A 12,410-nucleotide genomic window follows, 5' to 3' on the forward strand; every position below is an offset into this window, starting at 1 on the left:
GCTCCGGTCAGGCCACGTGCGGCTGTGGTTTGGGATGATGTTCGGGATCGCGCGCGGGCACGTCCGGCTTCTTCTGCCGGCTGAAGAGGCGCCGCACGCGCTGTCCGCCCTCGATCAGGCCGCCGGGCAGGAAGATGACCACGAGCATGAAGACGATGCCCAGCGTCAGGTGCCAGCCCTTGCCGATGAACGGGTGGATGAGCGTGACGAGCACGTCCTGAAGCCCGTCCGGCAGCGCGGCGAACCATTCATAGAGAATGCCGTCGTTGATCTTGGAAATGATGTTTTCCATGTACTTGATCATGCCCGCGCCGAGCACCGGCCCGATCAGCGTGCCGGCGCCGCCCAGGATTGTCATCAGCACCACCTCGCCCGAGGCGGTCCAGAACATGCGCTCGGGGCCGACCTGGGTGTCCATGGCGACCATCAGCCCGCCGGCAAGGCCGGCATACATGCCCGAGATCACGAAGGCCGCAAGCGTGTAGGGCCGCGGGTTCAGGCCGGTATAGTTCATCCGGGTCTGGTTGGTCTTGATCGCGCGCAGCATCATGCCGAACGGCGAGCGGAAGATGCGGATCGCCATGTAGAAGGCGGCCATCATGAAGATCGCGGCGACGTAGTAGCCTGCATTGAAGGTGAACAGCCAGCCGCCGACGCTGAGTTCGTAGCTCGACTTCATGGTCAGGCCGAACAGGTTCGCCGACGGCACGGCGCCCTCGGTCAGCGTGGCGTCGAACAGGCGCGGATCGGCGACCTTGGGCTGCAGGCCCGTCTCGCCGCCGGTGATCGGCGTCAGCACCGAATAGGCCAGCGCGTAGGACATCTGCGCGAAGGCCAGCGTCAGGATCGAGAAGTAGATGCCCGAGCGGCGCAGCGAGATCCAGCCGACCAGCAGCGAGAACAGCCCGGCGATGATGATCGCGAAGACGATCGCGGGAATGACGTTCATCGTCAGCAGCTTCATCGACCAGATCGCCGCATAGCTGCCGACGCCCAGGAAGGCGGCATGGCCGAAGCTCAGATAGCCGGTCAGGCCGAACAGGATGTTGAAGCCGATCGCGAAGATGCCGAAGATCACGAAGCGCTGCATCAGGTCCGGATAGCCGGCGTTGAACTGGGCGAGCGCCGAGTTTTCCGGAAACGGGTTGAGCAGGAACGGCGCCAGCAGCGTCAGCACGCCGACGAGGACCAGAAGGCCGAAGTCTTTTCTTTGCAGGCCAAGCATCGGTCTACTCCTCCATGACGCCCTTGCGTCCCATCAGGCCGCGCGGACGCGTCAGCAAGATGATGATCGCGACGAGATAGATGATGATCTGGTTGATTCCCGGGATCAGCGAGACGACCTGCGCCATCGAGGCGAAGCTCTCGAGGATACCGAGCAGGAAACCGGCCAGCACGGCGCCGGGCAGCGAGCCCATCCCGCCGACCACCACGACCACGAAGCTCAGCACCAGGAAGTCCATGCCCATATGGTAGTTGGGCGAGTTGATCGGCGTGTACATCACCCCGGCGAGGCCGGCCACGACGGCCGCGATCGCGAACATGATGGTGAAGCGCTTGTCGATGTTGATGCCCAGAAGGCCGACCGTCTCGCGGTCGGCCATGCCGGCGCGCACGACCATGCCGAAGGTGGTGAAGCGCAGGAAGGCGAACACGGCGCCGATGATGATCGCGGCGAAGGCGAAATAGACCAGCCGCCAGTACGGATAGATGATCTGTCCCGGCTCGAGCCCGATCGACGCGCCGAAATCGAAGCTGCCGGCGAACGCGTCGGGCGCCGGCGTCGGGATCGGATTGGCGCCGTAGAAATATTTGACGATCTCCTGCAGCACGATGGCGAGACCGAACGTGACCAGGATCTGGTCGGCATGGGGGCGCTTGTAGAAATACTTGATCAGGCCGCGCTCCATGGCGAGGCCAACCAGCACCATGACGGGGATCGCGAACAGGATCGACAGCGGCACCGACCAGTCGATCAGCGCCCCGCCGACCTCCGGCCCGAACCAGCTTTCGACATAGGGCGTCTCGACCTGCATCGGATTGCCCAGGAAGTCGAGCCGCTCGGGATCCTCGACGGTATAGGACAGCGACAGCAGGCGGCTGAAGGTGACCGCGCAGAACGCGCCGATCATGAACAGGGCGCCATGGGCGAAGTTGACGACGCCGAGGGTGCCGAAGATCAGCGTCAGCCCCAGCGCGATCAGCGCATAGGCGCTGCCCTTGTCCAGCCCGTTCAGGATTTGCAGCAGAATAGCTTCCATGGCCCGTCCCGCATTGAAGCCGATCGCTGGCGGGCGGACCCGCATGGCGCGATCAAGAGATGCACCCGTTCGGGTGCGTCACCGACCCGCGCCTGGATGCGCGGGCCGGCATGAGGTGGTTCGGTCGCTCAGGCGCCCGGGTTGCAAGTGCCGAGCGTCGCCTCGGGGCCGCCGAACTGCGGATGGTCGGGCGGATAGGTGACCTGCTCGACCGGCGTGACCTCGACCACTTCGAGAAGGTCGAACTCGTTCTCCGGGTTCTCCTTGCCGCGCACAACAAGCACGTCCTTGAAGCACTGGTGGTCTTCGGCGCGGTAAAGGGTCGGACCGTTGCCCAGACCGTCGAACTCGTAGCCCTCCAGCGCCTCGACGACGGCGCACGGATTGAACGAGCCGGCGCGCTCGACGGCATCGGCGTACAGCAGCGTCTGCACGTAGCAGGTGTGCGCGGCCTGGGACGGCGGGAAGCCGTACTTCTGGCCGAACGACTGCACGAACGCCTTCGAGCCTTCGTCCTGCAGCGACCAGTGCCAGTTCGTCGAACCGAAGATGCCCTTGACGTTCTCGCCCGCACCGGCGGCCATCAGGCGCGAATAGAGCGGCACGACGATCTCGAACTGCTTGCCGTTGACCATCCGGTCGCGCAGGCCGAACTGGACGGCGTTGGTCAGCGAGTTGACCATGTTGCCGCCATAGTGGTTCAGAACCAGCACGTCGGCGTCCGACTGCAGCACCGGCGTGATGTAGGACGAGAAGTCGGTCTGGGTCAGCGGGGTCAGCACGGTCTCGACCGTCTCCCAGCCCATCGCCTCGGTCGAGGTCCGAACGGCTTCCTCGGTCGTGTAGCCCCAGTTGTAGTCCGCCGTCAGGTGATAGGCCTTGCGGTCATCGCCATAGGCGTTCTTCAGCACCGGCGCGAGCGCGGCGCCCGACATGTACGAGTTGAAGAAGTGGCGGAAACCGTTCGCCTTGCGGTCCTTGCCGGTGGTGTCGTTGGAGTGGGTCAGGCCGGCCATGAAGATGATGCCCGCTTCCTGACACAGCGCCTGCACGGCCACCGCGACGCCCGACGAGGAACCGCCGGTGATCATCACCGCGCCGTCCTTTTCGATCATCGAGCGGGCCGAGGCGCGGGCCGCGTCCGACTTGGTCTGGGTGTCGCCGGTCACATACTCGACCTTCTTGCCCAGGATGCCGTTGCCCTGCAGCGCATTGGAGGAGAACGTCTCCATCATGCCGTTGTCGGCACCGGTGCCGTTGAGGTGCTCGACGGCCAGTTCGTAGGCGCGCAGTTCGTCCGCGCCCTCGTCCGCATACGGCCCGCTCTGGGGTACGTTGAAGCCGAGCGTCACCGTCGAACCGGTCGGCTCGTTGGTGAAGGCGTAGGCGTTCCGGACGAAGATATGCGGGGTGGCAAGCGCGCCGGCGAGCGCCGCCCCTCCCTTGAGCACCGTGCGGCGCGAGGCGTTGCGTGTTGTAAACTTCATAATGATCCTCCCTGATCGCTCCCGTGACACGCGCGCTCGCGATCGGCGATCACGCGGACGTCGCCTTACGTTATGTCGGCCACAGGCAAGGAGAAACAGCCGTTAGGCTAATGCCGGCGATTTGTGTAAACTTTCGCGAGCGGGCTTGCCCGGCTTGTAAACTGATTTACAATCGGTCCATGTCGCGCATCCTCATCGGTCGGCGAATCCGCGAACGACGCCGCGCGCTGGGCATTTCCCAGCGGGCGCTCGCCGAACGGCTGTCGATCTCGACCGCCTATCTGAGCCTGATCGAGAACGACAAGCGGCTGATCGCCGGCGGCCTTCTGCGCAAGGCCGCCGATGCGCTCGGCGTCGATCTGGAGTTCCTGTCGGCCAGCCGCGACGCACGACTTGCCGACGACCTGACCGAACTGACGAGCGCGCTCGGTCTCAGCGAACTCGAGGGCCAGGCCTCGACCGATCTGGCCAGCCGCCATCCGCAATGGGCGCGCACGCTGATCCGCCTTCACCGCGATCTGCAGGATGCCCGGGACGCCGCGCTGACGCTCGCCGACCGGCTCAACCGCGATCCGGCGCTTGTCACGCTCAGCCACCAGACGCTGACAGAGATCACCGCGATCCGCTCGGCGGCCGAAATCCTTGCGCAGTACGAAACGCTGGAGACCGACCAGCGCCGGCGGTTCGTCGACATCATCGCCAAGGCTTCCGACCAGCTCACCGCCAGCGCCCGTGCGATGCTCGACATGCTCGAGGGACCCGACGCGCCCACACCGGCGGCGACGCCGGCCCGCGAGGTCGAGGACTTCATCATCGATCACGGCAATTTCTTCGAAACCATCGAGGACGCCGCGCCGCGCATCGTCGACACGCTGCCCGGTCACGGGCTGGGACTGAGCGCGGTGCTCGCCGCCCGGCTCGAGGAGCGGCACGGCGTGCGCATCGTGCGCGCCGAGGACGGCGGTGCCGGACCCGGTACGATCGCCCTGCCCGCGGGAGCACCGGAGGCGACGGTCCGTTTCACCCTGGCGCGCGAACTCGCCGCGCGCGAACTGGCCGATGCGATCGAGGCCATCGCGGCGACCGGCAGCTTTTCCTCCGACGAGACCCGTCGGCGTGCCCGCAACGCGCTCGCGCGCTACGGCGCGGGCACCGTGCTGATGCCTTATGACCGCTTTCTCGAGACCGCCGAGGCGCGCCGCTACGACCTTTCCCACCTGCAGGCCCGCTTCAACGCCAGCTTCGAGCAGGTCGCCCACCGGCTGGTGACGCTGCGCAGGCCGGGCGCCGAGGGCGTGCCGTTCGCCTTCGTGCGAACCGACCCGGCCGGCAACATTTCCAAGCGCTTTTCGCTGCCCGGCCTGCGCATGCCGCAGTTCGGCGGCGCCTGTCCTCTGTGGGCGCTCTACGGCGCCTTTTCGGCCGGCGACCGGCTGGTCGCCCAGCGCGCCGCCATGCCCGACGGCCGGCACCTGCTGCTCGTCGCCCGTCAGGTGCGCAAGGGCACGCCGTCAACCGTCGAGCCGGAGGCACGCTACGCGGTCATGCTGGCCTGCGACGCCCACCACGGCCACCGCATCGTCCATGCCGACGGGCTCGGTCCCGACAACGTGGTGCCGGTCGGCTGGGAATGCCGGTCCTGTCCGCGCGAGGCGTGCGAGCAGCGTGCCTTTCCGATGCTTTCGGTGACGGCGCCCCGCCCGTCGCCACCGGCCCGGTCATCTCATCCCGATGGCCTGTTGGACGCAGCGCCGAGGATGTGAAATGATGAAAAAGGGATCGCGGCGCGAAGGTCCGGCGCGCGGGCGGTCCCGGGAGGAACATGCCACCGATGACGCCCCGGATTCTGATCGCCGAGGACGAGCCGTTTATTCTTGAATCGCTGAACTTCCTGCTCGGACGGGAAGGCTATCTGCTCGTGGCGGTGCAGGACGGTGCCGAGGTTCTGGCCGCGGTCGAGCGCGAGCGGCCCGATCTGATCGTGCTCGACGCGATGCTGCCGGGCCAGGACGGGTTCGGCATCCTGGGCGAGTTGCGGGCCAGTTCCTTCGGCGCGACGACGCCGGTGCTCGTTTTGACCGCCAAGGGCCAGGAAGCCGACCGCAAGCGGATGATGGCGCTGGGCGCCGACGCCTTCGTCACCAAGCCGTTCGCCAACCGCGACCTGCTCGCCGAGATCGCCGGCCTGCTCGATCGCGGCGAGGCCGGCGCCCGGGAGGCCAACCATGGAACCTGATCGCCTGCCCTCGGCATTCTGGGCCGAAATGCGCTGGATCGTGCCAGCGCTGGCCGTCCTTTTGCTGATGCCGCCCGTGCTCGGCCTGTTCGACCGGCCGGCCACCGTCTTCGGCCTGCCGCTGCTGCCGGTCTACATGTTTGCCGTCTGGGCCGCCGCGATCGGCCTTTGCGCGGCCATGTCCCGCCGCGCGCTGCCGCACCGACAGCGGCCGGAGCGGCCCGGGCCGTGACGTAGGTCCCGTGCTCTCCCCCGCCCTCGTCCTGTTCGTCGGCGTCGCCTATCTGGCGGGGCTCTTCGTCATCGCATGGGCGGGCGACCGCGCCGCCGAACGCGGCCGCTGGCCGATCATCGATTCGCCCGTCGTCTACACCCTGTCGCTGGCCGTCTACTGCACCGCCTGGACGTTCTACGGCGCGGTCGGCTCGGCGGTCCGCAACGGCCTTGAATATCTGACCATCTACACCGGACCGACGATCGTCTTCCTTGGCTGGTGGCTGGTCCTGCGCAAGATCGTGCGCATCTGCCGCAGCCAGCAGATCACCTCGATCGCCGACTTCCTGTCGGCCCGCTACGGCAAGAGCGCGCTCGTTTCGATCATCGTCACGCTGATGGCGGTTACGGCGATCACCCCCTACATCGCGCTGCAGCTCAAGGGCATCGCGACCGCCTTCGAGGCGCTCGTCTACGCCGATGCCGACTTCGCCGTGCGGCGGCCCGAGATCGGCATCTGGGCGGACACCGGGCTCTGGGTGGCGATCGTCATGGGCGTGTTCGTGATCCTGTTCGGCACCCGCACCCTTGCCGCCGACGAGAGCCATCCGGGCGTCGTCACGGCGATCGCGTTCGAATCGATCGTCAAGCTCGCCGCGCTCATGCTGATCGGCCTTCTGGTCATCTTCGCGCTCGACCCCGGCGGCGCCGCCGACCGAACGCCGGCCCTTCAGGATGCCCTTGCCAGGCTCGCCACGATCCCCGAAGGCGGCGAGGCACGCTGGATCACCGTCACCTTCCTGTCGGCGGCGGCGATCGTCTGCCTGCCGCGCCAGTTCCAGATCATGGCGGTCGAAAACCGCGACGAGCGGCACCTCGCCACCGCCGCCTGGCTGTTCCCGCTCTATCTGATGCTGATCAGCCTGTTCGTCATGCCGATCGCCGCGGCCGGCCTGACCATGCTGCCGGCCACCGCCGATCCGGACCTTTACGTCCTCTGGGTGCCGATCGCGGCCGGCCGCGAGGAACTGGCCCTGATCGCCTTCATCGGCGGCCTTTCGGCGGGCACATCGATGGTGATCGTCTCCTCGATCGCCCTGTCGATCATGATCTCCAACCATCTGGCCCTGCCGCTGCTGCTGGACGGCCGCCTCGGCGGGCGCGTGCCGCAGGATCTGTCGCGCACGATCCTGCTGGTCCGCCGGCTGTCGATCGCCTGCATCCTCGCGCTCGGCTACGTCTATTATCGCGCGGCGACGGGCGGCGGCGCGCTCGCCTCGATCGGACTGATCTCGTTCGCCGGCGTCGCCCAGTTCCTGCCCGCCCTGATCGGGGCCGTTTTCTGGTCGTCGGCCAACCGGCACGGGGCGGTCGCCGGCCTGATCGCCGGTTTCGCGCTTTGGGCCTATACGCTGGTGCTGCCCAGCCTGCCGCTGCCCGGCATCGAGACCTTCCTGACATCCGGGCCGATGGGCATCGGCGTGCTCGCGCCGACCGCACTGTTCGGCGCGGCGGGGTGGGACCCGCTGGTTCACGCCACCTTCTGGAGCCTGCTCTTCAACACCGGCGCCTTCGTGCTGGTCTCGGCGGCCACCCAGACCAACCCGATCGGCCGACTGCAGAGTGCCATCTTCGTCGACGTGTTCCGCCGCCCGGTATCCGAGGCCGAACCCGTGCTGCCCCGCTCGGCCTCGGTCGAGGACCTGCGCCGCGTCGCCGAGCGCGTGCTCGGCCCGGTCCGGACCAAGGAAGTGTTCGACAGCGAGGCGCAGGTGCAGGGCCGGCCCGGCCGCGATCCGCTGCCCGATGCCCACTTCATCACCCGCGTCGAGCGCGCGCTCGCCTCGGGCATCGGCGCCGCTTCGGCGCGGCTGATGGTCTCGCGCATCGTCAAGGGCGCGCCGCTGACGGTGGACACGGTGATGGCGCTGCTCGACGAGACGCGTGCGGCGATCCGCTACAGCCAGGAACTCGAGCGCAAGTCCGCCGAACTGGAGGTGACGGCCGAAAAGCTGAAGGAAGCCAACGAGACGCTGCAGCGCCTCGACCAGATGAAGGACGACTTCCTCAGCCGGGTGAGCCACGAACTGCGCACGCCGATGACCTCGATACGCTCCTTCGCCGAACTGCTGTCGGAGGCCGAAACGCTCGACACGCCCCACTCGCGCCGGTTCATCCAGATCGTCAAGCAGGAGAGCCAGCGCCTGACCCGGCTTCTCGACGAGATCCTGGACCTCAGCGCGATGGAGAGCGGCCAGATCGCCTGGCACATGGAGCCGGTCGAACTCAGGGCGCTGCTTTCGGGTTCGGTCGACACGATGATGAGCCTGGCCGAACGGCGCGGCGTGCGCGTCGAGACCGAACTGCCCGCGCGGCCCGTCTGGGTCAGCGCCGATCCCGACCGGCTCAAGCAGGTCTTCCTCAACCTGCTGTCGAACGCGATCAAGTTTGCCGATCCGCCCGACCCGCATGTCGTCGCCCGGCTCGAACGGAGGGGCGATCAGGCGGTCATCGCGATCAGCGACACGGGCCCCGGCGTTTCCCCGGCCCTGCGCGACAGCCTGTTCTCGAAGTTCGGGCGCGACTGGCTCAACAATGCCGGCGATCGCGGCGGATCGGGCCTTGGCCTTGCCATCTGCCGGCAGATCACCGAGCGCCTCGGCGGCACGATCAGCCTTGCCAGCACCTCCGATCAGGGGTCGCGCTTCGAGGTCAGCCTGCCGCTGCAGCCGGTGCAGACCGGAACGGAAGCCGGGGACCGGGCCCGCGCCGAACCCGAGCCCGCACCCGGCGAGTGACGGGCCGGATCAGCCCGGCGCCAGGCCGCGCAGCCGCTCCGAGCGCCGCCGCAGCAGTTCCAGCGTGAACAGAAGCGCGATCGACAGCGCCACCATCACCGAGGCGACCGCCAGGATGGTCGGCGAGATCTGCTCGCGCAGGCCGATGAACATCTGCCACGGCAGCGTCTTCTGGCTGGCCGAGCCGACGAACAGCACGATCACCACCTCGTCGAACGAGGTGATGAAGGCGAACAGCGCCCCCGAAATGACGCCCGGCATGATCAGCGGCATCTGCACCTTGAAGAAGGTCCGGACCGGATCGGCACCGAGCGAGGCGGAGGCCCGCGTCAGCGACCGGTCGAAACCGACCAGCGTCGCCGTGACCGTGATGATCACGAACGGCGTGCCGAGCGCGGCGTGGGCGAGCACGACGCCCAGATAGGTGCCCTGCAGACCGATGCGCGAGAAGAAGAAGTACATGCCCGCCGCCGAGATGATCAGCGGCACGATCATCGGCGAGATCAGGATCGCCATGATCGCCGACTTGTAGGGAACGTGCGCCTGCGACAGACCGATCGCGGCGAGCGTGCCGAGCACGGTGGCAATCAGCGTGGCGGCCGGTGCGATCGTCACCGAGTTCCACAGCGCGAGCTGCCAGTCGGGATTGGTGAAGAAGTCCCGATAGTGCTTGAGCGAATAGCCCTCGGGGTTCAGCGCCAGCATCTCGGGGGTGAAGGTGAAGAAGTCCTGCGCGTTGAACGACAGCGGCACGATCACCAGGATCGGGAAGATCAGGAAGAAGAAGATCAGCCCGCAGATGACGCGGAAGGCGTAGTACCATCCGATCTGCAGCGACGAGGCGTAGGGCGGAAGCGGTGAGGCCATCGGTTCGATCCTATCCCAGCTTCACATTGTCGATGCCGACGATCCGGTCGTAGACCCAGAACAGCACCACCACGAGCCCGAGCAGGATCGTGCCGAGCGCCGCCGCAAGGCCCCAGTTCAGGCTCGTCGAGATGTGGTAGGCGATCCGGTTGGAGATGAAGACGCCGGAGGTGCCGCCGACAAGTTCGGGCGTGATGTAGTAGCCGATCGACAGGATGAACACGAGGATCGCGCCCGCGCCGATGCCCGGCACCGTCTGCGGGAAGTAGACCCGCCAGAACGCCGTCCAGTCGGTCGCGCCAAGGCTCTTTGCGGCCCGCACATAGGACGGCGAGATGGTCTGCATCACCGAATAGAGCGGCAGGATCATGAACGGCAGCAGAATGTGCGTCATGGCGATGATCGTGCCGGTCTGGTTGTTGATCATCACCAGCCGGCCGGCGTCGTCGATCAGGTTGATCCAGACCAGGAAGTCGTTGATCACGCCCTGTTGCTGCAGCAGCACCTTCCAGGCCGAGGTGCGCACCAGCAGCGATGTCCAGAACGGCAGCAGCACCAGGATCATCAGCACGTTCGCCGAGCGCATCGGCAGATGCGCCAGCAGATAGGCGATCGGATAGCCCAGCAGCAGGCACGAGAAGGTGATGATCAGGCTCATCACCATCGTCCGGTTGAACAGCGTGATGTAGATGCGCTCGTTCTGGGGCTTGAGCTCGACCCCCTCCGCGGTCAGTTCGGCGTCGACCGCGTTCAGGAAGTAGCCCGGCGTATAGGTCGGACTGTAGCGCTTGATGACGGCCCAGGTCTCGATCTCGGCCCAGTCCTCGTCCGTCTCGAGAAACTGCGGTTTGAACGGGCCGGCCTCGTCCATGCGCCGCACGTCTCGGCCGGTGCCCCGGAACAGGCCGGACATGCCAGGCTGCTGATAGTTCAGGCGTGAGCCGACGCGCGTATGGATGCGCTGCTCGACGGCGATCTGAAGGTCGCGATAGAGCGCCGCGAACACCCGCTCGTCGGGCAGTTCGCCGCTCTGCGGGTCCCAGTCGGCGAGCGTTTCGACCGTCTCGGGCAGCGTGTCGCGCACGATCGAGTTCTCGACCGAACGGAACAGCATGTCCGCGATCGGCGCGACGAAGGCGATGATGATGAAGGCCAGAAGCGGCGCGATCAGCATGAACGAGCGCAGCTTCTCGCGGCGCAGCGCGCGGGCCAGGCTCTTCTTGAGCGGCGTGCCGTCGGCGGCCCGGACGACGCCGTCGTCCGGAAGGGCGCTGTGAGATGTCTCGCTAACCGTGCTCATGATCAAATCCCGGGGTCCGATACCGGACCAAAATCGTCAATGAATTCAGTAGCATCAAAGAGCGGATGCGGCGCAGGGCGCCGCATCCGTGGAGCAATTCCGCTTACTGGGCGAGCCACGCCTGGAAGCGTGCGTCCAGATCGTCGCGATTGTCGGCCCACCATTCGTAGTTGAACAGGAACGTGTTCTCCGAATTGGCCGGGTCGGTCGGCATGTGCGGAGCCATGTCGATGCCGAGATCGGCGTGCTGGCCGACGAGCGGCGCCGACGAGGCGCGGGCCGGACCGTAGGAAATCCACTTGGCCTGATCCGCCAGACGCTGCGTGTCGGTGGCGAATTTCAGGAAGTGCTTGGCCCGGTTCAGGCGGTCTTCGGGAAGACCGGCGGGGATGATCCAGCCGTCAAGGTCGAACATCTGCATGTCCCACAGCATGGCGATCGGCTGGTCCTGCTCCTCGATGGCCGAGAACAGGCGGCCATTGTAGGTCGACCCGATCACCACTTCGCCGTCGGCGAGAAGCTGCGGCGTTTCGGCGCCGGCGGTCCACCAGACGACGTCGTCCTTGATGGTGCCGAGCTTGTCGAGCGCGCGCTGGACGCCCTCTTCGGTCTCGAGCGTGTCGTAGATGTCCTCGAATGCCACGCCATCACAGTAGAGCGCCCACTCCATGTTGCCGATCGGACGCTGCTCGAGCGAACGCTGGCCGGGGAACGTCTCGGTGTCGAAGATGTCGCAGATCTCGCTGGGCGTGTTGTCGCCCCAGTCCGCGACGTCCGTCCGGTAGCCGAACGTGGTCGAGTAGACGATCTGCGGAATGAAGCATTCCGACACGATCAGGTCGCCGAAATCCTCCGAAGCGGGCGTGCCGTCGGGCGCGTCGGCGAGCAATTCGTCATGCTCGACCGGCATGGCAAGGCCCTCGTCGCACAGACGGATCGCATCGGCCGCGACGACGTCGACGACGTCCCAGGTCACGTTGCCGGCCTCGTTCATGGCGCGCAGCCGGGCCACCGCCTCGGCCGACGATTCGTCCCAGACGATGTCGACGCCGGTCACCTCGGAATAGGGGTCCGAATAGGCGTTGATCTGCGAGGTCTGATAGGCACCGCCCCACGAGACCAGCGTCATCGAATCCGCGCAGTTCTCGCACGGCGCCTCGGCAAGCGACATGTCGCTTTGGGCGACAGCGGGCACCGACAGAATACCGGCCGCCGCTGTCGCCATGAGAATGGTTTTGAGTTTCATGC

Annotated in this window: 10 protein-coding genes; 4 read left to right on the forward strand and 6 right to left on the reverse strand. The window is 66.6% G+C overall.

The window, feature by feature from the left end:
* Positions 1–7: 7 nt before the first annotated feature.
* The 3 genes from E0E05_RS14195 to E0E05_RS14205 all read right to left on the reverse strand — a co-directional run bounded on the left by E0E05_RS14195 (position 8) and on the right by E0E05_RS14205 (position 3,748).
* On the reverse strand, positions 8–1,225 hold the full coding sequence (locus E0E05_RS14195; RefSeq protein ID WP_131617309.1) for a branched-chain amino acid ABC transporter permease: 1,218 nt from the start codon (positions 1,223–1,225) through the stop codon (positions 8–10).
* A gap of 4 nt (positions 1,226–1,229) precedes the next feature.
* Entirely contained in the window at positions 1,230–2,261 is a 1,032-nt protein-coding gene (locus E0E05_RS14200; RefSeq protein ID WP_131617310.1) for a branched-chain amino acid ABC transporter permease, read from the reverse strand.
* Positions 2,262–2,389: 128 nt separating this feature from the next.
* Positions 2,390–3,748 (reverse strand): substrate-binding protein, encoded by a 1,359-nt coding sequence (locus E0E05_RS14205; RefSeq protein WP_131617311.1) that lies wholly within the window; start codon positions 3,746–3,748, stop codon positions 2,390–2,392.
* Positions 3,749–3,927: 179 nt separating this feature from the next.
* Here E0E05_RS14205 and E0E05_RS14210 point away from each other — a divergent pair, with 179 nt between their 5' ends.
* From E0E05_RS14210 to E0E05_RS14225, 4 genes are all read left to right on the forward strand, one after another.
* The gene (locus tag E0E05_RS14210) at positions 3,928–5,511 is read left to right on the forward strand and encodes a helix-turn-helix domain-containing protein (RefSeq protein ID WP_158629380.1); all 1,584 of its coding nucleotides are present in this window, start codon (positions 3,928–3,930) and stop codon (positions 5,509–5,511) included.
* Between the two features lie 68 nt (positions 5,512–5,579).
* Positions 5,580–5,984, forward strand: a complete 405-nt coding sequence (locus E0E05_RS14215) for a response regulator transcription factor (protein ID WP_131617313.1) — start codon at positions 5,580–5,582, stop codon at positions 5,982–5,984.
* Positions 5,974–6,216, forward strand: a complete 243-nt coding sequence (locus E0E05_RS14220) for a hypothetical protein (RefSeq protein ID WP_039723764.1) — start codon at positions 5,974–5,976, stop codon at positions 6,214–6,216. The genes E0E05_RS14215 and E0E05_RS14220 overlap by 11 nt, the downstream gene beginning before the upstream one ends.
* Positions 6,217–6,226: 10 nt before the next feature.
* The gene (locus E0E05_RS14225; RefSeq protein WP_131617314.1) at positions 6,227–8,995 is read left to right on the forward strand and encodes a sensor histidine kinase; all 2,769 of its coding nucleotides are present in this window, start codon (positions 6,227–6,229) and stop codon (positions 8,993–8,995) included.
* 9 nt (positions 8,996–9,004) lie between these two features.
* On the opposite strand, the gene E0E05_RS14230 is transcribed toward E0E05_RS14225, so the two are convergent.
* From E0E05_RS14230 to E0E05_RS14240, 3 genes are all read right to left on the reverse strand, one after another.
* On the reverse strand, positions 9,005–9,862 hold the full coding sequence (locus E0E05_RS14230) for an ABC transporter permease (RefSeq protein ID WP_039723762.1): 858 nt from the start codon (positions 9,860–9,862) through the stop codon (positions 9,005–9,007).
* Between the two features lie 10 nt (positions 9,863–9,872).
* Entirely contained in the window at positions 9,873–11,162 is a 1,290-nt protein-coding gene (locus tag E0E05_RS14235; RefSeq protein ID WP_131617315.1) for an ABC transporter permease, read from the reverse strand.
* 103 nt (positions 11,163–11,265) lie between these two features.
* A complete protein-coding gene (locus tag E0E05_RS14240) occupies positions 11,266–12,408 on the reverse strand; it encodes an extracellular solute-binding protein (RefSeq protein WP_131617316.1) in 1,143 nt (380 codons plus the stop codon).
* Between the last annotated feature and the right edge of the window lie 2 nt (positions 12,409–12,410).

It is taken from the genome of Roseitalea porphyridii, from assembly GCF_004331955.1.
Taxonomy (GTDB): Bacteria; Pseudomonadota; Alphaproteobacteria; order Rhizobiales; family Rhizobiaceae; genus Roseitalea; species Roseitalea porphyridii.